Here is a 20,018-nt window from a genome sequence, read left to right as displayed (position 1 = left end):
ACATTCAATACATGAAAAATTCATTTAACATTAAAACACTTTTTGGAACATTGACGTTATTATTAATTTCAACCTTTTCAATGGCGCAAGAAAAAGAAAATTATGATCAAGGTTTCCGTTTAGGAATAGGAATTAACGCAGGTTTACCAACTAATAAACCATACGATTTCAATTTAGGTGCAGACGCAAGATTACAGTATGATTTATCAAAAAGATATTCATTGACATTCACAACAGGTTTTAGCAATATGTTCGTATCTGGAAAAGATAATGACCTTGGATATATTCCGGCAAAAGCAGGTTTTAAAGCATTTGTTTTAAAAGACCAATTGTACTTGATGGGCGAAGTTGGAGCAGCATTTGCAGTAACAAATGATTACAACGAAACATCATTATTATTAAGTCCAACAATTGGTTATGCTACAAGCAAAATAGATATTTCTTTAAGATACGATCACTTTAATGATTTTCCTGTAGAAAAAAACGGAACAATTAAAGAAGGTTTAGGATTAGTTTCTGTGAGATTAGCCTACGGATTTAAACTTTAAAAATAAGAAAAAATGAAAAAACTAATTCATTCATTAGCAATACTTTCTGTTATCGTTTTATTTACATCATGTAAAAATGAACAACAAGAAAAAGTAGAAAAACTAACTGATAGTTATGTTAAATATGTAGATTCATTAGCTTCAGTAACATCTGATGATGTTGTTACAAAATGGAGTGAAATTGAAGAAAATTTCAACTCTAAAACGGCATCTTTAAAAGATGAAATCAATAAACTTGAAGACAAAAATGATTTTGACAAAAAAATCGAAGCTGTTGGACTTAAGTATGAAGCATTCAAGAAAGGTGTTTTAACTAAAAAAGCTGAAATAGAGGCAAAAAATATTGAATTGACAAGAAAAAAAGAATTATTTGGAAGTCAGTTTATTTATGATGACATGAAGTTTGACTGGGTAAATAAAGACAACATTCTAACTGTATATCAACAATTTGTATCTACCGTTCAAAAAAATAAAGATACCTATTCAAGAGAAGATTGGGATGAAATCAAATTACTTTACGAAGCTCTTGATTCTAGAAAAAATACTGTTGAAAAAGAAGGATTATCAGGCAAAGACAATATGAAAATTGCAGGATTAAAATTAAAGTTTGCTCCAATGTATACTGTAAATCGTATGGGAGCAAAATCAGAAGAGAATGCTAACGCAAAAAAATAGTTTTGGTTGGTAAATTTTGTTTAAAACGAAAAAGCAGCATAGTAACTTTACTTGCTGCTTTTTCAATTTTATTAATTTAGAAATTAAAATACTTCGCTTTCTTTTAATTTCTCCATGTTGTTAACCAATTGAAGTTCATCAACAAACTTTTGAATTTTCCCGTTCATAACGCCATCCATATCAAAAACGTCTAGTCCAATTCTATGATCTGTTACACGACCTTGAGAATAATTATAGGTTCTAATTTTTGCAGAACGGTCACCAGAACTTACTTGTGAAGTACGTTTTACAGCATCTTCAGCTTGTTTTTTAGCTAATTCTTGTTCATATAAACGAGAACGTAAAACTTCTAAAGCTTTATCTTTATTCTTATGTTGCGATTTTTGATCTTGACATTGCGCCACTAATCCTGTTGGAATATGTGTCAAACGAACCGCAGATTTTGTGGTATTTACCGATTGTCCTCCAGGTCCAGAAGAACAGAAAAAGTCCACACGAACATCATTCATATCAATTTGAACATCAAATTCTTCTGCTTCAGGTAAAACCATAACCGTTGCTGCAGAAGTATGCACACGTCCTTGCGTTTCGGTTTGAGGAACACGTTGCACACGATGAACTCCAGCTTCAAACTTTAAAGTTCCATAAACATCTTCACCTGTAACTTCAAAAATAATTTCTTTAAAACCACCAGAAGTTCCTTCGTTCATATCAACTACAGATGTTCTCCAACCGCGAGTTTCACAATATTTAGTGTACATTCTAAATAAATCTCCAGCAAAAATAGAAGCTTCATCGCCACCAGTTCCGGCACGAATTTCAACCATTACGTTTTTAGCATCTTCAGCATCTTTTGGAATCAACATGAACTTGATTTCTTCTTCTAATTGAGGAAGACGTTCTTTAGCTTCGTCCAATTGCATTTTAGCCATTTCAACCATTTCAGCATCCGAACCATCAGCTAAAATTTCATTGGCTTCTTCTATATTTCCTGTAATATTTATCAATTCTTCGCGCTTTTCCATCAAATCTTTAAGTCCTTTATACTCTTGATTTAATTGCACATAACGTTTTTGATCCGAAATAACATCAGGTTGAATAATCAAATCTGAAATTTCATCGAAACGCTGTTTTACATATTGAAGTCTTTCTAACATTGTAATCTGTATTTTGGAGTGCAAAAGTAGTAAAAAAAGTGTTCAGTTAGCAGTGTTCGGTTGGGAGTTTTTTCATAATATTGTATAAATTATAATTTAAGATGAGAAAAACACTCTTAACCACGCTTATTGTAGCAATTGCTTTCACATCTTTTAAAAAAAATTCACAAGAAGAAGTTTTTGGGAATCAAACAAAAAAAGAATTTACCCAATTAAATAAAGTAAATTGGTTTTTGGGAAACTGGGAAAATAGCACAAAAGAAGCTACTTTTAAAGAAATTTGGAATAAAAATAATGACAGTTCATACATTGGAGAAAGTTTTGTTATTGTTGAAAAAGACACCGTTTTTTATGAAAAAATAGATTTGTTTCAATCGAAAGATTCCTTATTTTACAAAGTGTCTGTCAAAGACCAAAATAAAGAAAAACCGGTTTCATTTTACATGACTAAATCAAATGACAAAGAAGTAACCTTTGAGAATCCAAAGCATGATTTTCCAACAAAAATTGTTTACACAAAAATTACAAATGACAGTTTAGTTGCGACTATTTATGGAAAAAAAGACGGAAAGGAAATGAGCGAAACGTTTCCAATGAAAAAAACTAAATAATAGTAAAGATGAAAAAAATACATTTCTCAATTATCGCAATACTTCTAATCCTATTGGTTTCGTGCAATAAATATGACGCCAATGGAAACATCATTAAAGATTATGAAGAACTCGAAAAAGCCAATTGGATGATTGGAGAATGGGAAAAAACAGATAGTTTAGGAACACTTAAAGAAATATGGGAACGACTAGACGATAGTACATTCATTGGTTTATCTTATTATATCCAAAACAAAAAAGATACTGTTCATAACGAGCAAGTTGAATTGATGCAAAATGGCGAACATTTAATTTATACAACAACCATAAAAGGAGAAAATAACGACTCACCTATTCCTTTCCAAATGACGAAAGATGAAGATAGTTTGTTAGTTTTTGAAAATCCGAAGCATAATTTTCCTCAAAAAATTGAATATAAGTTGGCGAAAAACAACATTTTAACTGCAAAAATTACTGGAAAACTTAATGGTAAATCCAGCACAGAAAGTTATCTAATGAAGAGAATTAAGTAATATTTCTATCAAAACCAAAATTAAAAACTTGCCTAACAGCAAGTTTTTTTTATTCCTATTTTTAAGTAAATCAACAATTTAAATTTGAACAAATGTTAATTATTTATATTTAATCTAAATAAACTTTGTAGAATGATTTTACGTATTTATATTTGCACCGTTAAAACAATATTATTTTTAATTATTCTAAATAAATGTGTAAATATAAAATCCTTTCGTCCATTGCATTCCTAGTAACTGCGCTAAGTTTCTCACAAGAAACAATTAATTACGATGATCTTTATGCTGAAAATGATACCGTAAAAAATAAAAATCGTAAGATTATTAAAGAAGTAATTGTTACTAATATCCAACAAAAGAATCCTTCCATCATTCGTTCCGGAATTAAACCGATGGATTTACCTCAAAATTTTCAAGTTATTGGAAATACAATTATTGAACAACAACAATCCATCCGATTGAGTGATGTAATCAAAAACGCTAATGGTGTTTATGTTAGTTCTGCTCGTGGTGGCGCACAAGAGTCATTTTTCTCAAGAGGTTATGATATGTCTGCCAATAATATTTTTAAAAATGGATTTAGAGCAAGTAGTGGTTCATTTCCTGAAGTTTCTTCTTTAGAAAAAGTAGAACTATTAAAAGGTGGTTCGGCTTTATTGTTTGGAAATGTTGCTCCTGGAGGAATTTTAAATATGGTTACAAAAGCACCTTCATTTACAAAAGGTGGCGAAATATCTATGCAAGCAGGAAGTTATAATTTTTACAAACCAGCTGTTGATTTTTATGGACCATTGAGTAAAACAATTGCCTATCGTTTTAACGGAACTTATGAAAATTCAGAAAGTTTTAGAGATGTTGTAAAAAGAGAACGTTATTACTTTAATCCATCGGTTTTGTTTGAAATTAGTAAAAAAACAAATTTACTTTTACAAGGTGATTATTTGCACGATGATTGGACTCCTGATTTTGGAACTGCAATAATTGGTAAAAAAATTATTGATTTACCTCGTGACTTATTCATGGGCGCACATTGGTCAAATGGACTAACCAAACAAGCAACTGTTTCAGCGTTATTGAAACATGAGTTTAATTCAAATTGGAAATTGAGTTTTAATGCTTCTTACCAAGATTACAACAGAAGTTGGGAAGGCACTGAACGTATTCAACCTGCAGCAAATGGCGATTGGAATCGTCCACTTGGAAAATACAGAAATGAAGAAGCCATTGCATCACAACAATTGAGTTTACAAGGAATTTTCTTTACAGGAAAAATAAAACACCAAGTTTTTACAGGTGCAGATTTTGAAAACGCTTTTGCAAAAGCTTTTACTTACACTTTCAGTCCTACAACTTATGACACTGTTAATATTTATAACCCAGATGATTTTAATGGTCAAAATGAAGCTTTAATTCCACCTTCAGAAAACACAAGAATTGTAGAAACAACAACCAATAGATTTGGAGTTTATGCACAAGATTTAATTTCAATTACTGATAAGTTTAAAGTTTTGGCAGGATTACGTTGGTCTTGGCAAGAATCACAACCAGTAACTAAAAATTTAGCTGTAACGCCAAATACCACAACTGATGGTGTAAAACAAAAAGATATCGCTTTCTCTCCAAAAATTGGTTTAGTTTTTCAACCTACAAAAAACACTTCATTATTTGCAAGTTACTCTGATTCGTTTACACCAAATACAGGAACAACCGTTTCTGGCGATGTTTTAGATCCATCGATTATTGCACAATATGAAGTAGGAATTAAAAATGAATTTTGGAATGGTTTGCTTAGCACCAACGTAGCTTTATACCAAATAACCAATGATAATTTAGCACAAACTGCCGAGTTTAAAGCTGATGGTTCTGTAAATACTGATACACAAATAAAAGTTTTAAGTGGAGAAACTAAAAGTAAAGGAATTGAAGTTGACATCACGGCTAGACCAATTGAAGGTTTAAACATTATCGCTGGTTACAGTTATAACGACATGAGATACACCAAAACATCTGGAACAAATGGAAGTTTCATTGTTGGAGATAGATTGGTAAGAACACCTGCAAATACAGCTAATTTGAGTTTTTTCTATACGTTACAATCTAGTAAATTAAAAGGTGTTTCTTTTGGAGCTATTGGAAACTATATTGGAAAACGTGTTGGAGGTTGGAACAATCAAGTTGTGGTTGATCCTACTACGTTTGAAACAACTATTAATGACAGAGAAATTCCGCTTTCAGATTATACAACTGTAGATTTATCTGTAGGTTATACTTGGAAAAAATTATCATTATTGTGCAAATTATCAAATATTACAAACGAATTGAATTACGTTGTTCACGAAAATTATAGCGTTAATCCAATTGCGCCACGACAAATACTAACATCATTACGATACAAATTTTAAAACCATGATTTCACCATTAAAAGCAAGAAACTTACACCGCGATTTAGGCTATTTTTACATAGGATTGATTATTTCCTTTGCCTTTTCAGGAATATTGATGAACCACAGAGAACATTGGCATCCTGAAAAATATACGGTTCAAACAAAAGCTATTTCGGTAACGATTCCAAAAGATACTGATATCACCGAAAAATATGCTGAAGAATTGGGTAAAAAATTAGGTATTGATGATAAAATTAGACGTCATAAAGTAAAAGAGGACGAATTGAAAATATCATTTGAAAAAAATGATGTTGAAATTGATTTAAAAACGGGCAAAGGTGAAATTGTAACATTCATGAAAACACCTATCATTAGCCAAACCATGAAATTACATAAAAGCACTTCTAATTGGTGGATTTATTATAGCGATATTTTTGGATTATCATTAATAACTATTGCACTAACTGGTGCCATCATGATTCCCGCAGGAAAATTTACGTTCAAAAAACGTGGCTGGAAACTAGCATTAGCCGGATTAATAGTACCGTTACTGATATTGATTTTTGTTTAAGGTTGAAGAGCTCCAATTTAGATTGGAGCTTTTTTTTTGGTATATTTGTATATATTTATTATTACAATATACAAGTCTGTAGCTAGCTTTCAATACTTCGACCGAATCCAAACCTTGATAAGATGAATTTATACTTCATAATTCTTGTTTTTATTCTGCTTTCAGTAGTTTGTATTTTTGTCTACTTCGAATTTAAAGATAGAGAATTATTAAAAACAGTTACTAATCAAAACAGAGGAACAAAATCTGAACGAAGAATGGTTTTAAAAATTCTAAAATCAGGAATTAAATCAACAGCGATTTTCCACGACTTATATTTGAACAATGGGAATGAAAAATATAGCCAAATAGATTTAGTAGTTGCTACGAAAGTTGGAATTGTGGTTTTTGAAATAAAAGAATATAGTGGTTGGATTTTTGGAACTGAAAATCAAAAAAATTGGACGCAAACATTAGCATTTGGCAAACGAAAGTATAAATTCTATAACCCAATATTTCAGAATAAAAAACACGTTGAAGATTTGAAAAAATTTTATCATTTTGACGGTATACCTTTTTTTTCAGTGATAGTTTTTTTCGGCGATTGCCAATTTAAAAATATTATTGAATTACCTACTAACACATTCATAACAAAACCTTCCAATGTTATGGATATATTTAATGAAATATTACAAAATAATCAACCCGCAAAGTATAATAATAAATGGGATATTGCTAATTTACTCAAACAAGCAGTTAGAAATGGTGAAAACACTTTACTAATTGAAAAACACATTGAAAATATACAAAACCTAAAGACAAGAAATAGATTTTATTAATTAAACTTGCTAATACTGACATTTCAAGAAATATTAATATGTTACCAAAACCAAAAACCTTTCTCATCCTACTTTCCATTGTATTACTACTATTACTAATTCCATTAATAGCGATGCAATTCACCAATGAAGTCAATTGGTCGGTTATGGATTTTGTGATGGCTGGGATTTTGCTTTTTGGAACGAGTTTGGTAATTGAATTGATATTACGAAAAGTAAAAAGTACCCTACATCGAATACTTATTTCTGGAATTATTTTACTTCTACTTTTCTTGCTTTGGGCTGAACTTGCTGTTGGCATTTTTGGTAGTTCAATCGCTGGGAATTAAAAAAATAAAAACAAAAAAGCCACAAAAGATTATAAAAAACCTTTTGTGGCTTTTGCATTTGAAAAAATCTATTTTCCTTCTAATTCTTTAATTTTTTGAGCGTAATAATTTTGCTTTTGAGCGTTGTTCACACTCTTGTAATACAATTCTAATGACTTATAGGAATTGATATACTTTGGTTCAATTGCAATACATTTTTCAAATTGCTTGATGGCTTCAGCGTCATTTTTATTTTTTAAATACGAATTTCCTAAGTTGTAATGAATTCTGTAGTCGTTCGGATTTATTGCAATTGATTTTTTGTAATAACGTATTGCTTTTGGAAAATTCTGTTGTTCATCGGCAATCAAACCTAAAACTGCTTGAGCCATGGCGTGACTTGGATTGGATTTTATGAATTCTAGCAATGCTTTTTCGGCTCCATTTTTATCACCATTCATGAATAATTTATAAGCTGCATCAAACTGTGCATTTTGAGTTGCATCGACATTTTGAGTTGTTGCAGTTGATTGCGTTGGACTCGAATTAGCTCCATTTTTATAATCAGAAACGAGTTTAATATAACCATCAACTTCAGCATCATTCGGATAATCATTCTTTAAACGACTAAAATAATATTCCGCCGAATCTAAATTTTTAATATTAAAATGAGCAACACCAATGTGCTTCAAGTAATAACTTTCTTTTGACTTATCGTAATTTAATAATTTTGAAAAAATAGTTACAGCTTCTTGAGGTTTACCACAATTGATGTAACCAATTCCTAAATTGGCTTCAACCACAGGATTATAAACTGCAATACTTTTAGCTTTTTCAAAATTGATTAAGGCTTTTTCACAATTTTTAATTTCTAAATAGGAAACTCCTTTTTGAATGTAAGCTTCAATGTAAGTATCATAAGTATTGGTAACTTTATCTAAAACTTCAATAGATTTTAAAAACAATTTCTTTCTTTCGATGGAATCAGTAGAGGCTTTTGCTTTGTAATATAAAATGACACCGTAATTATTTTGAATTTTTAAACTTTTTGAAGATTGCAAATAATCATGTGTAAATAACGTTTCGTTGTCTTTCCAATTTGCGTTTCTAGCAATGGTTTTAAAACTGTATAACGATAAAATTGGAACAATAAATAACAACAGATAAACTTGTTTCATTTTAAATTTATCAATCAATGCATACAACAAAAACACTAAAGCTATCACAAAACCTAAACTTGGTGTAAAAGCAAAACGTTCGGCAAAAGTAGCTCCAATAGCTATGAACAAGTTACACGTAAGTGCAAAAGTGATGAACATAAAAAACAACCCAAAAGCAGTTTTATTTTTTTGTATAATTCCCTTAAAAATTAAATAAACTAATGAAGTTATTGCTACTAAACTGATCCAAACTTCAAAAGAAGCAAAAGTCTTTTTACTGATATAATTTAATGAATAATCATAAAAAAGTGGATGAGGCACAAGCATTTTATACAAATACAATCCTACTATGTAAATTCTAGTAGCAAGATTTTCAGAGAAATTTGGAATTCCAACCAACATATTATCGATTTCCGACATTTTAGGCATTAAATTGATTCCAATAATAATTCGTTGTAGCACTAAATATAAAATGGCAGGAAAAATAAACCATTTTAAGTTAGAAAAATAAGCCATTTTAAATCCTTTTTCAGAATTTAGAAAGTAATCAATTGCTGGTAAAATAGCTAATAACAAAATAGCGCTTTCTTTAGATAAAATTGCAAGAAAGTAGAAAGCTAAACTGTAATACAAATACTTTTTAAGGTGTAACTCTTTGAATTTTATGTACAATATCAACATTATAGTTCCAAAAAGATAGGCTAAAATTTCATCTCTTGATTTTATGTTTGCAATAACTTCAGTATGAATTGGATGTGCTGCAAAAAGAAGTGAAATTGCAAGAGCGGTTATTTTATTTTTAAATAATTTAAGTACTAAAATAAATGTAAAAAATAACGCAAGTCCATAATACAAAACATTCATTTTATGTAAGTTAGAAGCCATTTTTTGATCATTATCATTTTTAAAAAACTGATAATCAAAAGCAAAACTTAAACTTGTAACAGGTCGATATGGTTTTATATTTTCAGCTTCAGGAAGTGTTTTTTCAGTTAATAAAGTTGGAAGTTCCTTGAATCCTGAAGTAATTGATTTGCTTTGAAAAATTATATTATCATCTAAAACAAAACCATGATTTAAGGTATTGAAATAAAGCGCTATTGCAAAAAACATGGGAATAAAAGCCCATTTGTATTTTTGAAAAAACGACAATTTATCATTTTTCAAAACTTCTTCTTTACTGGATTCTTTCTTCATTTTACTTTAAATTTTAACAAATATAATAAAGTAAAACAACTATCTGAAAAAGAAAGTAAAGACACAATCTAAGCGAGTTTCACTATGTCATTAATTAGAATAATTTTTAAAAGCATAAATCCAAATCATTCGTGATAACCTGATGTTAAAAAAACTAAGTGCAAAAATTACAAATCCAATGATAAGCAGAATTCTGAAATCGAAAATTTTATCGAAAAATAATGAGCAGATAAAAAAAGTGATCAAAGCTTGTCCAACAGTAATGGCATAATTAACGAACATAGCTCCAAAAAAATAACCAGGTTCTTTTTCGAATTTATAATTACAATGACTGCAATGCGTATTCATTTTTGGAAATCCTACACTAAAAAAGAAGCTTTTATCGGCAAAAACTTTTCCTTTATAACAATTTGGACATTGATTTTTGAAGATATGCGATATAGTAGATAACATGTTTTGAAATTTTCTACAAAGCTAAGTGATATTTGTTTGAAAAACATTTTGTAAATTCGCTATTACTACTACAAAAAAGACATTTTATAAAATGGATAAACTTCCAATATATGGTATTTCTAATTTTAATTACAATATTGTAAATAGTGAATTGTATGTAAACACTTTTAAAAATCATTTAATAAATCACAGTTTCATAGAGAAACCGCACCGTCATAATTTTTATTTAATGGTATTATTTACTCATGGAACTGGAATTCATGAAATAGATTTTGATCGATATGATATAAAACGAGGAAGTTTGTTTTTATTACAACCTGGACAAATTCACAACTGGAAATTATCTGATGATATTGATGGATACATTGTTTTTTATTCGCAAGAAACCTATAATTTACATTTTGGAAATAAGAAAATTGAAGATTATTCTTTTTTTCAATCGGTGAAATCAAGTCCAGAATTGTTTTACAACGAGAAAGAACTTCAGGATATAGAGATTTATTTTAACTTGATGAAAAAGGAAAGTGAATCGAATAAATCCAAACAAAAAGAAGCTATTCTAAATTTATTAGACATCATCAATATTGAAATTTCTAGAAAATATTTACCTGAGGACAATCACAAAACGCCCATTTACAATCATAAAATTAATCAGTTTGGAAAATTAATTGATCTGCATTTTAAATCTGAAAAATCGCCATCGTTTTATGCTTCTAAAATGAGTATTACTTTGAAACATTTGAATAGAATTTGCAAAACAATTTTGAATAAAACAGCAACCGAACTAATTACCGAACGTGTAATTCTTGAAGCTAAACGACTTTTAATCAATCAAAATAAATCTATAAGTCAAATTGCAGACGAATTAAATTATGACAACTACTCCTATTTTGCCAAACTTTTCAAAAAAGAAACTGAATATTCTCCGAGTGAATTTAGAAGGAATTTGAGTTTATAAAAAAACCTCGCCTATTTCTAAACGAGGTTTGCTATTTACTAATTACTATTCACTAATTACTTTTTCTCTGGAATATTCGCTAAAATCTCCAACAAGAATTTCCAAAACTTTTGTGAAGACGAAATACTTGCTCTTTCATCTGGAGAATGCGCTCCGTGAATCGTTGGACCAAAAGAAATCATGTCCATTCCTGGATAATTAGTTCCGAGAATTCCGCATTCTAAACCTGCGTGGCAAGCTACAACTTTTGGTTTATCTCCGTTTTGTTTTTCGTAAATAGAAGTTAGAACATCTAATATTTCTGAATTTACATTTGGTGTCCAACCAGGATAGCTTCCGCCAAATTCTACTTCGCAACCAAACAATTCGTATGCCGAACGCAAGGCATTTGCTAAATCAAATTTAGAGCTTTCAACTGAAGAACGTGTTAAATTTTGAATCGAAATTTCGCCATCTTTTACGATAACTCTTGCAATATTATTAGAAGTTTCTACCAAATCTTCCATATCTGGACTCATTCGGTAAACGCCATTGTGAGCAGCGTAAATTCCACGAAGTAAACCTTCTTGAACTCCTAAATCCATCACTTTTGAAGGCAAATCTGACTTTACAATTTCGATAGTCAAATTAGGTTCCATTGTTTTGAATTCGGCTTTAATATCACCAATAACTTCTTGCATATCAAACACAAAAGCTTCGTCATACATAGCCGCAACAATCACTTTAGCAACACTTTCTCTTGGAATAGCATTACGCAAACTTCCTCCAGAAATTTCACTAATTTGAAGTCCGAAATTCTCAAAACCATCAAATAAAAGTCGGTTCATGATTTTATTTGCATTTCCTAAACCTTTGTGAATATCCATTCCTGAATGTCCGCCATTCAAACCTTTTACAGTGATTGTGTAACCTACAGAACCTTCTGGGGTTTCTTCTTCATTATATTTTCTAGTTGCGGTAACATCAACGCCACCAGCGCAACCAATATCAATTTCGTCGTCTTCTTCTGTATCAAGATTTAAAAGAATTTCTCCTTTTAAAATGCCACCTTTTAAGTTTAAAGCTCCAGTCATTCCTGTTTCTTCATCGATAGTAAAAAGTGCGTCAATAGCAGGATGCGGAATGTCTTTACTTTCTAAAATTGCCATAATTGCGGCAACTCCAAGTCCGTTATCAGCACCAAGTGTTGTTCCTTTTGCTTTTACCCAGTCACCATCAACGAACATATCAATTCCTTGCGTTAAGAAATCGAAATTAGTATCGTTATTTTTTTGGTGTACCATATCCAAATGTCCTTGTAGAACAATGGTTTTGCGGTTTTCCATTCCTGGAGTCGCTGGTTTACGGATGATTACATTACGGATTTCATCTTCAAAAGTTTCTAATCCTAAACTGGTTCCGAAGTTTTTCATAAACTCAATAACACGCTCTTCTTTTTTTGATGGACGTGGCACAGCGTTTAAATCGGCAAACTTGTTCCAAAGTGCTTTTGGTTCAAGGTTTCTAATTTCTTGACTCATTATATTTTAGTTTGTTTAGACACGAATTGCACGAATTTTCACGAATTAATTTAATGCGGAAATTTCACGAAATTACGGATTGCATTATTTATTTTTAAAAACACAAAGTTACAAAGTTTAATTACTTTGATCGTTGTATTTTAGCTTGTTATTTTGGATATTTATTTGGGTTTAAAAAAGTATTAAAAACTGATATTATATAAACAGTCTTGATTTCCTCATCGACAAAATAGAAAATTATAAAAGGAAACTTTTTTATTGGATAACCATGATAATCTTTATATCGAACTTGAAACAAAGGATTTATTTTTAAAACATCGATATGTTCCTCTAAAGTAGTGTAAAAATATACTCCTAAACCAATTTGCTTATAATCATAGTAATCGACAGCATCTTGAATATCACTTAATGCTCTCGGTTCAATAACAATTTTATAATTCATTATTTAGATTTAAATCTAATTTGACTTTTGACTTCTTCCCAAGCAAGATAATCCTCTTTTTCAGAAGAGTTTCTTCTTTCGTCTAACAAATCTTTCATTTCTTGATTAACAGAAAAGTCATTAATTAAAGGTTCATAATTAAATTTTTCTATTAGTTTCAAAAAGAAACCCAACTCGTTATCAGGAATATTTAAAGTGATTTGTGTCATAAATATTAAAATTGATTCACAAATTTACAAAAAAAGAATTAGGAGTTCTTTATTTATAAGTATTTTTATGGCAAATTTAATAGTTTGAAAAGCAAATATCTACTTTCAATATTTTTACTATTTCAGATTTTATTTCTGAAGATCATTGCCTTTTTTCCTGAAGCTGTTGAACACATTTACAGTAATGGTTTGTATGTATATATTTCTAAATTATCAAGAACTCTTTTAGGCAAAATTCCTTTTTCTGTTGGAGATATTATTTATGGAATATTGATTATTTACTTACTGATTCAACTTTGGAAAACGAGAAAATCATGGCGATTGCAATGGAAAACTAATTTATTGAAAGTTATTAATGTCTTGTCGGTTGCCTATTTTCTGTTTCATTTTCTTTGGGGTTTCAATTATTATCGCGTTCCGTTATTTGAAAAGATGCGTATTCAACGTGAATATTCTGATGAAGATTTGTTTCGTTTTACTGAGAAATTAATTGCTAAAACCAATGAAGTTCATTTTAAAATTACGAATGATAAAAATCTGAAAGTTAGTATTCCGTATTCGCAAGATTCGATTTTTATGATGACTCAAAATGGCTATGCTAATTTGGGAAATCAATATGCTTTTTTCAAATATGAAATTCCGAGTAGAAAAAAATCGTTGTTTAGTTTGCTGTTGACTTATATGGGTTTTGGTGGTTATTTAAATCCGTTTACAAATGAAGCTCAAGTGAATGATAGAATTCCGATGGTTGGTTTTCCGATGACGATTAATCACGAAATGGCACATCAAATGGGTTTTGCTAGTGAAAGTGAATGCAACTTTATAGGATTTTTAGCAAGTGTAAAAAACGACGATTTGTATTTTCAATATTCGGCTTATCAATATGCGTTACGTTATTGCTTGAATAACATTGGCATAAAAAACGAATCTAAATTTGACTATTATAAGAACAAAATTAATCCTGGAATTATAGAAAACTATAAAGAAAGTGAAGCATTTTGGAAAAGTTATGACACCATAATTGACAAAGGATTTCATGCTTTTTACGATCAATTTTTAAAAATGAATCAGCAAAAAGATGGCTTGGAAAGTTATAGTAAATATGTGGATTTGTTGATTAACTATTATAAAACTGAAACTCTTTAATTATTTAGCCACAGATTTAACGGATTTTACAGATTTACACTGATTCTAAAAATAATTGTGAAAAATAAAAACCCACAAGGTTTTGGAAACCTTGCAGGAATATAATTTAAACTTCATCGCTAGTAAAAGTAACAAAACTTCTCTTTTTAAAAGGTCTTACTATTAGTCTTCCTTCACGGTCAAAACGAATGTAGTTGTAAACCCAATTTAAGAAAACTACCGCTTTATTTTTGAATCCGATTAGTGAAAAAAGGTGTACAAACATCCAAACAAACCAAGCGAAAAGTCCGTTGAAATGGTATTTTGGTAAATCTACAACAGCCAGATTTCTACCTATAGTTGCCATGGAACCTTTATCGTTGTATTCGAAGGGTTTCATAGGTTTGTTTGCTAGTAATTTTACCAAATTTTCTCCCAATAAAGCACCTTGTTGTAAAGCTGGTTGTGCCATCATTGGATGACCTTGCGGATATTTTTCGCTTTCCATAGAAGCAATGTCACCAATGGCAAAAATATTATCGTAACCAACTACTTGATTGAATTGGTTCACACGAATTCGTTCTACACGTTCTACAAGAGATTTTGAATTCAATCCATGAATCGCAGCACCTTGAACTCCTGCAGTCCAGATAACGGTTGCCGTTTCAAAAGTTAAATCGGAGTTGGTTGTGATGGTTCTTCCGTCGTAATTGGTTACTCGAACATTTTTGTGCACAATTACACCTAAATCAACCAAGAATTTTTCAGCTGCTTCAGAAGATTTTTCAGACATGGTGTTTAAAACTCGATCGCCACTTTGAATAAGGTTGATTTCCATTTTAGAAATATCTAAATCAGGATAATCTTTTTGGAGAATGGCTCTTTTCATTTCGGCTAGTGCGCCTGCAAGCTCAACTCCTGTTGGTCCTGCGCCTACTAAAACGAAATTTATTAGAGCGTTTTTATCGGCTTCGTTTGTTGTAAGAACCGCTTGCTCAAAATTTTCAAGAATCAAACTACGGATGTTCAATGATTGCGGAATGGTTTTCATTGACATGGAATTGCGTTCGATTTCTTTATTTCCAAAATAATTGGTTTTAGAACCGGTTGCAATTACTAAATAATCGTAGTTTAAATCGCCAATTTCTGAAATTACTTTTTGATTTTGGGTGTCGATTTCTTTTACAGAAGTTAGTCTAAAATAGAAATCTTTATATTCTTGAATTACTTTTCGAATTGGATAGGCAATTGAACCAGCTTCTAATCCGCCTGTGGCTACTTGATATAGAAGTGGTTGGAAGGTGTGGTAATTATGTTTGTCGAGTAATACCACTTGTAGGTTTTTATTTCTAAGCTTTTTAGCTATAGATAAACCTGCAAATCCGCCACCAATGATGACTACTCTTTTTTTATCTGAATGTGGAATGTTCATTGTAGAATGCTTTTTTCTTGAATACAAATTTGACGCTTTTTACACGAATTTCACTAATTTACACGAATTATTTTTGATTGAAAATTACACGAATTTTTATATTTTGAAAATAGTTCTTTGAAAATCTGATTTCATGTAAGACGATTACTGTTTAGCCCTGATTGCAATGGAAAGCTTTTTCTTATGTTGCCTTCGAGTGACCTCAGGCAACATAAGAAAAACTTGGAATGGAAAGCAGGAAAAGGGTTTGTAGAAATGCGCAAGTGATTCGCTCCTTCAAAAAACAATTTCAAAATGCAACTATAAAAATCAATCTCAAAAGAAATCTAAAATAAGCCACATTTTAAAATTGACAATTAGTTTTTATTGCGATTGAAAGTATTTAGAAATTAAAACTTGACTTTTGAAATTGAAATTGATTTACGTATCTTGTAACAAAATCTGGTAAAGGTTTACTAACGTATATATGAGCGAGAATTTGGAACAAACGTTTGTGCAGCAATTGCGTGAAAATCAGAATATAATCCACAAGATTTGTAGGTTGTATACGTCTGATAGTGATTCGCATAAGGATTTATTTCAGGAGATTACGATTCAATTATGGAAGGCATTTCCGAAGTTTCGTGGTGATGCCAAATTCTCGACATGGGCTTACCGAGTTGCTTTAAATACTGCCATTACTTTGTACCGAAAGAGTACGCGAAGTGTTTCTACTGTGGAGTATGAAAAGCATAGTTTTTTTATTAGTCAAGACGAATATAATAGCGAAGAAGAAGAACAAATTAAGTTGATGTATCAAGCGGTACATCAGTTGAATGATATTGAAAAGGCTTTGGTTTTTATGTATTTAGAAGATAAAGATTATACAGAAATTGCCGAAACATTGGGTATTAGTGAGGTTAATGCTAGAGTTAAAATGAATAGAATCAAGGGAAAATTGAAAAAAATATTAAATCCGTAAGGTTATGATGGAAGAGTTGGATTTATTAAAAAAAGACTGGAAAAAGAACGAAAATTCTTTTGAGCAGGTATCTGAAGTGGATATTTATAAAATGTTGCATAAGAAGTCGTCTTCGATTGTGAAGTGGATATTGATTATTAGCATTTTAGAAGTATTACTTTGGACAGGAATTAGTTTAATGTATAACTCTGATGAGTATTTTATTAAAACACATAGTGAATATTTAATTGAGTATTTTAAATATTTGACAATTTTTAATTATGCTGTTGTAGCAGTGTTTATCTATATGTTTTATAAAAATTATAGAGCTATTTCTACCATAACATCAACGAAACAATTGATGAAGGATATCCTGAAAACAAGAAAAACAGTTCAATATTATGTTTGGTATAATCTTGGAATGATGGTAGTGAGTATGATTATTGGTTTTATTCTTGTTTTTACAGTAGACCCAAAATTACATGAATTAACTTCAAAAGGAAATGCGATGATTTTTATGATTGTATTTTGTACTATTTGTATTATAATCTTCGTTGGTTTATTCTGGCTGTTCTACAGATTGATTTATGGAATTTTGCTTCGTAAGTTATTTAGAAACTACAATGAATTAAAGAAATTTGATTTATAAAAAAAAGTCTCGTTAATAGCGAGACTTTTTTATTAATACTCCCACTGACGTAGGCGATTTAGTTTTTCTTGTTCTTCAATTTCTTCGGCAGGAATAACCTTTAAAAATGAAGGATGTTGCTCTATAGCGTATTCAACTTTTTCAACTATTTGCTCGATAGTTTCATTTTCATAGTCAATTTCGAGTGGCTCTTTTATTGTAAATGATTGAAGGATATTTTTCTTTTTAAGTCGTAATCCTTTTTTATCAAAAGAACGACGAAAACCGTCAATAACTATAGGTACAACAATTGGTTTGTGTTGTTTGATGATGTGAGCGGTTCCTTTTCTTACGGGTTTAAAAGATTTTGTAGTTCCTTGTGGAAAGGTAATAACCCAACCATCGGCAAGAGCGATCTTGATATTTTCGGTATCGTTTGGGTTTACTTCTCTTTTTTCGGTAACATCTTTTCCTCCTGCTCTCCAAGTTCTTTCGACTGTGATTGCTCCAACATAAGCTAAAATTCTAGGAAGTAATCCCGCTTTCATTGTTTCGCTGGCTGCAACGTAATACACATTCATCTTTGGTTGCCACAAATAACCCACATTTTTGATGTTATCTTCTCTGCCCGAAAGGCTTGCATTAAAAACGTGAAACATAGCTACTACATCCGCAAAATAGGTTTGGTGATTAGATATAAAAAGTACATTTTTGTCTGGTAAACTTCTAATAATTTCAGAACCATCTATTTGTAATTCATTAAAACCTCGATAACGTCTATGTGTTATCAGACCGAAAATTCGGATAAGCCATTTCTTGACAAAAAGTATATGTCCAAAAGGATTTCGTTTAAATAATCCCATAATATTCAGTAGAAAATTGAAAGACAAACATACAAAAATTAAAATTTATAAAACCATTTTCAATACATCTTTTAACTCACTCAACATCATTGCAGTTGCACCCCAAACGGTATGCTCTTGAATTTGAAAAACTGGAACTTCAATTAATTTAGAGTAGGAGGTTTCCAAATTTTTAATATTAATAATTGAATCGTCTAAAAGCGTTGATAATGGTAATTCAATAATACCAGCAACTTCTTCTTCTTGAAGTGAAAACGTTAATTCTGTTTGAGATACTCCTAAAAAAGGATACACCAAAAAATTACTTGGTGGAATGTATATAGATGAAAAATCTCTAATAACATGAATATCATTAGGATGAACTCCTATTTCTTCATGAGTTTCTCGTAAAGCTGTTTGTTTTAAATCAAAATCAATATCTTCCACTTTTCCACCTGGAAATGCTATTTGCGATGAATGAACGCCTGGATAAGAATTTCTTATTATTAGCAGTAAATGAGTAATATCATTTTTAGGATAAAACAACATCATTACAGCAGCTTTCCTTACTGAGTTAATATCATAACCATTTTCCTCAATCAATTTAACTCTTTCAGAAGGTGCCATTTTAATATGTGAAATAGTTGAAGGTAAATCTAAACTTACAACATTTGGAATAGCCTTAAAAAACAAATCAAAATCCATAGCTAATACTTCTAATTATTTATAAATTTACCAAAAAAATATAACAAACCCAAAATTTAATCCTACATGTACAGTAAAGAAGAAAGTTTAAAAATTAAGAAAGAATTTTGGGTACAATTTGCAGAAGCATATCCAAGAAAATGGCTTTTATACGATACAAAGATAAAAGATGTAACATTCAAATTCTATGTAGATAACAAAAAAACTCAAGTTATATTAGATATTGAACCAAAAGAAGAAGAAAAAAGAAAAATTTATTTTGAAAAAATTGAATCTCTTAAAACCATTTTATTAGAAGAATATTTGCCCGATGCGATCCTTGAACGAAACTATTATTTAGAAAATGGTAAGATAATAAGTAGAATATGGATTGAAAAACTAAATGTTAGCTTAAACAATAAAAATACTTGGAATGAAATATTCGATTTTTTTAGTGAAACAATGACCCAATTCGAAACATTCTTTTTTGAATATGAAGATTATATAAAAGATTTAGAAACAAATACTTAGTCTATTTGTTATTATGCGTGCCTCAATGGCCGTTCTATCTGATATTATCTTTTCTTTAAAAAAAAAGAAAAGGATTCCGATACTATCACTCACACACGTTTAGTATAATATAAACTTTAAGTTTTTTTCTTACTTAAATTATATTCATTCTTTTACTTTACAAAAGATAATTTAAACAAAAAACCCTATCCATGTGGATAGGGTTTTTAAAAAAGAAGGCGGCGACATACTCTCCCACAGTTATGCAGTACCATCTGCGCAATCGGGCTTAACTTCTCTGTTCGGAATGGGAAGAGGTGAGCCCCGACGCAAT

22 protein-coding genes and 1 rRNA gene are annotated in these 20,018 nt (G+C 30.4%); 13 read left to right on the top strand and 10 right to left on the bottom strand.

What is annotated here, in order from left to right; translation table 11 throughout:
* Nucleotides 1-11: 11 nt before the first annotated feature.
* On the top strand, nt 12-548 hold the full coding sequence (locus Q0049_RS16125) for a hypothetical protein (RefSeq protein WP_298122106.1): 537 nt from the start codon (nt 12-14) through the stop codon (nt 546-548).
* 12 nt (nt 549-560) lie between these two features.
* Entirely contained in the window at nt 561-1,223 is a 663-nt protein-coding gene (locus Q0049_RS16120) for a DUF6565 domain-containing protein (protein WP_298122103.1), read from the top strand.
* Between the two features lie 83 nt (nt 1,224-1,306).
* Here the strand turns inward: Q0049_RS16120 and prfA are convergent, their stop codons facing one another.
* Nucleotides 1,307-2,380, bottom strand: a complete 1,074-nt coding sequence (gene prfA / locus Q0049_RS16115; protein WP_298122100.1) for a peptide chain release factor 1 — start codon at nt 2,378-2,380, stop codon at nt 1,307-1,309.
* 101 nt (nt 2,381-2,481) lie between these two features.
* Between prfA and Q0049_RS16110 the strand changes: the two genes are divergently transcribed.
* From Q0049_RS16110 to Q0049_RS16085, 6 genes are all read left to right on the top strand, one after another.
* A complete protein-coding gene (locus Q0049_RS16110; RefSeq protein ID WP_298122097.1) occupies nt 2,482-2,991 on the top strand; it encodes a DUF6265 family protein in 510 nt (169 codons plus the stop codon).
* An 8-nt stretch (nt 2,992-2,999) separates the two neighbouring features.
* On the top strand, nt 3,000-3,503 hold the full coding sequence (locus Q0049_RS16105) for a DUF6265 family protein (protein ID WP_298122094.1): 504 nt from the start codon (nt 3,000-3,002) through the stop codon (nt 3,501-3,503).
* Nucleotides 3,504-3,697: 194 nt separating this feature from the next.
* Nucleotides 3,698-5,905: a TonB-dependent siderophore receptor gene (locus tag Q0049_RS16100; RefSeq protein WP_298122091.1), complete on the top strand. Its 2,208-nt coding sequence runs from the start codon at nt 3,698-3,700 to the stop codon at nt 5,903-5,905.
* Nucleotides 5,906-5,909: 4 nt separating this feature from the next.
* Nucleotides 5,910-6,458, top strand: coding sequence for a PepSY-associated TM helix domain-containing protein (locus Q0049_RS16095; RefSeq protein WP_298122089.1), 549 nt, complete (start codon nt 5,910-5,912; stop codon nt 6,456-6,458).
* A 122-nt stretch (nt 6,459-6,580) separates the two neighbouring features.
* Nucleotides 6,581-7,276 (top strand): nuclease-related domain-containing protein, encoded by a 696-nt coding sequence (locus Q0049_RS16090; protein ID WP_298122088.1) that lies wholly within the window; start codon nt 6,581-6,583, stop codon nt 7,274-7,276.
* A gap of 38 nt (nt 7,277-7,314) precedes the next feature.
* On the top strand, nt 7,315-7,605 hold the full coding sequence (locus tag Q0049_RS16085) for a hypothetical protein (RefSeq protein ID WP_298122085.1): 291 nt from the start codon (nt 7,315-7,317) through the stop codon (nt 7,603-7,605).
* A 68-nt stretch (nt 7,606-7,673) separates the two neighbouring features.
* On the opposite strand, the gene Q0049_RS16080 is transcribed toward Q0049_RS16085, so the two are convergent.
* Nucleotides 7,674-9,941: a tetratricopeptide repeat protein gene (locus tag Q0049_RS16080; RefSeq protein WP_298122082.1), complete on the bottom strand. Its 2,268-nt coding sequence runs from the start codon at nt 9,939-9,941 to the stop codon at nt 7,674-7,676.
* 90 nt (nt 9,942-10,031) lie between these two features.
* On the bottom strand, nt 10,032-10,394 hold the full coding sequence (locus tag Q0049_RS16075) for a DUF983 domain-containing protein (RefSeq protein WP_298122079.1): 363 nt from the start codon (nt 10,392-10,394) through the stop codon (nt 10,032-10,034).
* Between the two features lie 91 nt (nt 10,395-10,485).
* Between Q0049_RS16075 and Q0049_RS16070 the strand changes: the two genes are divergently transcribed.
* Entirely contained in the window at nt 10,486-11,352 is an 867-nt protein-coding gene (locus Q0049_RS16070; protein ID WP_298122077.1) for an AraC family transcriptional regulator, read from the top strand.
* Nucleotides 11,353-11,408: 56 nt separating this feature from the next.
* On the opposite strand, the gene Q0049_RS16065 is transcribed toward Q0049_RS16070, so the two are convergent.
* The 3 genes from Q0049_RS16065 to Q0049_RS16055 all read right to left on the bottom strand — a co-directional run bounded on the left by Q0049_RS16065 (nt 11,409) and on the right by Q0049_RS16055 (nt 13,523).
* Nucleotides 11,409-12,872, bottom strand: a complete 1,464-nt coding sequence (locus Q0049_RS16065) for an aminoacyl-histidine dipeptidase (RefSeq protein WP_298122074.1) — start codon at nt 12,870-12,872, stop codon at nt 11,409-11,411.
* A 148-nt stretch (nt 12,873-13,020) separates the two neighbouring features.
* Nucleotides 13,021-13,314 (bottom strand): type II toxin-antitoxin system RelE/ParE family toxin, encoded by a 294-nt coding sequence (locus tag Q0049_RS16060; RefSeq protein WP_298122072.1) that lies wholly within the window; start codon nt 13,312-13,314, stop codon nt 13,021-13,023.
* The gene (locus Q0049_RS16055) at nt 13,314-13,523 is read right to left on the bottom strand and encodes a hypothetical protein (protein ID WP_298122070.1); all 210 of its coding nucleotides are present in this window, start codon (nt 13,521-13,523) and stop codon (nt 13,314-13,316) included. The genes Q0049_RS16060 and Q0049_RS16055 overlap by 1 nt, the downstream gene beginning before the upstream one ends.
* An 84-nt stretch (nt 13,524-13,607) precedes the next feature.
* On the opposite strand from Q0049_RS16055, the gene Q0049_RS16050 reads away from it, so the two are divergent.
* On the top strand, nt 13,608-14,669 hold the full coding sequence (locus Q0049_RS16050; protein WP_298122068.1) for a DUF3810 domain-containing protein: 1,062 nt from the start codon (nt 13,608-13,610) through the stop codon (nt 14,667-14,669).
* Between the two features lie 106 nt (nt 14,670-14,775).
* On the opposite strand, the gene Q0049_RS16045 is transcribed toward Q0049_RS16050, so the two are convergent.
* On the bottom strand, nt 14,776-16,080 hold the full coding sequence (locus tag Q0049_RS16045) for an NAD(P)/FAD-dependent oxidoreductase (protein WP_298122066.1): 1,305 nt from the start codon (nt 16,078-16,080) through the stop codon (nt 14,776-14,778).
* 466 nt (nt 16,081-16,546) lie between these two features.
* Here Q0049_RS16045 and Q0049_RS16040 point away from each other — a divergent pair, with 466 nt between their 5' ends.
* Nucleotides 16,547-17,041 carry a sigma-70 family RNA polymerase sigma factor gene (locus tag Q0049_RS16040; RefSeq protein WP_298122063.1) on the top strand — a complete coding sequence of 165 codons (495 nt, stop codon included), beginning with the start codon at nt 16,547-16,549 and terminating at the stop codon, nt 17,039-17,041.
* Between the two features lie 4 nt (nt 17,042-17,045).
* Nucleotides 17,046-17,669 carry a hypothetical protein gene (locus Q0049_RS16035; protein ID WP_298122061.1) on the top strand — a complete coding sequence of 208 codons (624 nt, stop codon included), beginning with the start codon at nt 17,046-17,048 and terminating at the stop codon, nt 17,667-17,669.
* 32 nt (nt 17,670-17,701) lie between these two features.
* Here Q0049_RS16035 and Q0049_RS16030 read toward each other — a convergent pair whose 3' ends face one another.
* Both Q0049_RS16030 and Q0049_RS16025 read right to left on the bottom strand, forming a co-directional pair.
* Nucleotides 17,702-18,511 carry a 1-acyl-sn-glycerol-3-phosphate acyltransferase gene (locus Q0049_RS16030; RefSeq protein WP_298122056.1) on the bottom strand — a complete coding sequence of 270 codons (810 nt, stop codon included), beginning with the start codon at nt 18,509-18,511 and terminating at the stop codon, nt 17,702-17,704.
* Nucleotides 18,512-18,556: 45 nt separating this feature from the next.
* Nucleotides 18,557-19,195 (bottom strand): CoA pyrophosphatase, encoded by a 639-nt coding sequence (locus Q0049_RS16025; RefSeq protein WP_298122054.1) that lies wholly within the window; start codon nt 19,193-19,195, stop codon nt 18,557-18,559.
* A 66-nt stretch (nt 19,196-19,261) separates the two neighbouring features.
* Here Q0049_RS16025 and Q0049_RS16020 point away from each other — a divergent pair, with 66 nt between their 5' ends.
* The gene (locus tag Q0049_RS16020) at nt 19,262-19,705 is read left to right on the top strand and encodes a DUF4268 domain-containing protein (RefSeq protein ID WP_298122052.1); all 444 of its coding nucleotides are present in this window, start codon (nt 19,262-19,264) and stop codon (nt 19,703-19,705) included.
* Between the two features lie 213 nt (nt 19,706-19,918).
* Here the strand turns inward: Q0049_RS16020 and rrf are convergent.
* Nucleotides 19,919-20,018 (bottom strand): 5S ribosomal RNA (rrf, locus tag Q0049_RS16015); the annotation flags it as partial.

It is taken from the genome of Flavobacterium sp. (genome assembly GCF_027484205.1).
Classification (GTDB): domain Bacteria; phylum Bacteroidota; class Bacteroidia; order Flavobacteriales; family Flavobacteriaceae; genus Flavobacterium.
The sequence above is the reverse complement of the archived record's forward strand: the minus strand, read 5'-3'. Positions and strand labels throughout refer to the sequence as shown.

What these genes read in the sequence shown, in the direction of transcription:
- Q0049_RS16125 (WP_298122106.1), top strand. Translation starts at nt 12, where the DNA reads ATGAAAAATTCATTTAACATTAAAACACTTTTTGGAACATTGACGTTA.
- Q0049_RS16120 (WP_298122103.1), top strand. Translation starts at nt 561, where the DNA reads ATGAAAAAACTAATTCATTCATTAGCAATACTTTCTGTTATCGTTTTA.
- prfA (WP_298122100.1), bottom strand. Translation starts at nt 2,380, where the DNA reads ATGTTAGAAAGACTTCAATATGTAAAACAGCGTTTCGATGAAATTTCA.
- Q0049_RS16110 (WP_298122097.1), top strand. Translation starts at nt 2,482, where the DNA reads ATGAGAAAAACACTCTTAACCACGCTTATTGTAGCAATTGCTTTCACA.
- Q0049_RS16105 (WP_298122094.1), top strand. Translation starts at nt 3,000, where the DNA reads ATGAAAAAAATACATTTCTCAATTATCGCAATACTTCTAATCCTATTG.
- Q0049_RS16100 (WP_298122091.1), top strand. Translation starts at nt 3,698, where the DNA reads ATGTGTAAATATAAAATCCTTTCGTCCATTGCATTCCTAGTAACTGCG.
- Q0049_RS16095 (WP_298122089.1), top strand. Translation starts at nt 5,910, where the DNA reads ATGATTTCACCATTAAAAGCAAGAAACTTACACCGCGATTTAGGCTAT.
- Q0049_RS16090 (WP_298122088.1), top strand. Translation starts at nt 6,581, where the DNA reads ATGAATTTATACTTCATAATTCTTGTTTTTATTCTGCTTTCAGTAGTT.
- Q0049_RS16085 (WP_298122085.1), top strand. Translation starts at nt 7,315, where the DNA reads ATGTTACCAAAACCAAAAACCTTTCTCATCCTACTTTCCATTGTATTA.
- Q0049_RS16080 (WP_298122082.1), bottom strand. Translation starts at nt 9,941, where the DNA reads ATGAAGAAAGAATCCAGTAAAGAAGAAGTTTTGAAAAATGATAAATTG.
- Q0049_RS16075 (WP_298122079.1), bottom strand. Translation starts at nt 10,394, where the DNA reads ATGTTATCTACTATATCGCATATCTTCAAAAATCAATGTCCAAATTGT.
- Q0049_RS16070 (WP_298122077.1), top strand. Translation starts at nt 10,486, where the DNA reads ATGGATAAACTTCCAATATATGGTATTTCTAATTTTAATTACAATATT.
- Q0049_RS16065 (WP_298122074.1), bottom strand. Translation starts at nt 12,872, where the DNA reads ATGAGTCAAGAAATTAGAAACCTTGAACCAAAAGCACTTTGGAACAAG.
- Q0049_RS16060 (WP_298122072.1), bottom strand. Translation starts at nt 13,314, where the DNA reads ATGAATTATAAAATTGTTATTGAACCGAGAGCATTAAGTGATATTCAA.
- Q0049_RS16055 (WP_298122070.1), bottom strand. Translation starts at nt 13,523, where the DNA reads ATGACACAAATCACTTTAAATATTCCTGATAACGAGTTGGGTTTCTTT.
- Q0049_RS16045 (WP_298122066.1), bottom strand. Translation starts at nt 16,080, where the DNA reads ATGAACATTCCACATTCAGATAAAAAAAGAGTAGTCATCATTGGTGGC.
- Q0049_RS16040 (WP_298122063.1), top strand. Translation starts at nt 16,547, where the DNA reads ATGAGCGAGAATTTGGAACAAACGTTTGTGCAGCAATTGCGTGAAAAT.
- Q0049_RS16035 (WP_298122061.1), top strand. Translation starts at nt 17,046, where the DNA reads ATGATGGAAGAGTTGGATTTATTAAAAAAAGACTGGAAAAAGAACGAA.
- Q0049_RS16030 (WP_298122056.1), bottom strand. Translation starts at nt 18,511, where the DNA reads ATGGGATTATTTAAACGAAATCCTTTTGGACATATACTTTTTGTCAAG.
- Q0049_RS16025 (WP_298122054.1), bottom strand. Translation starts at nt 19,195, where the DNA reads ATGGATTTTGATTTGTTTTTTAAGGCTATTCCAAATGTTGTAAGTTTA.
- Q0049_RS16020 (WP_298122052.1), top strand. Translation starts at nt 19,262, where the DNA reads ATGTACAGTAAAGAAGAAAGTTTAAAAATTAAGAAAGAATTTTGGGTA.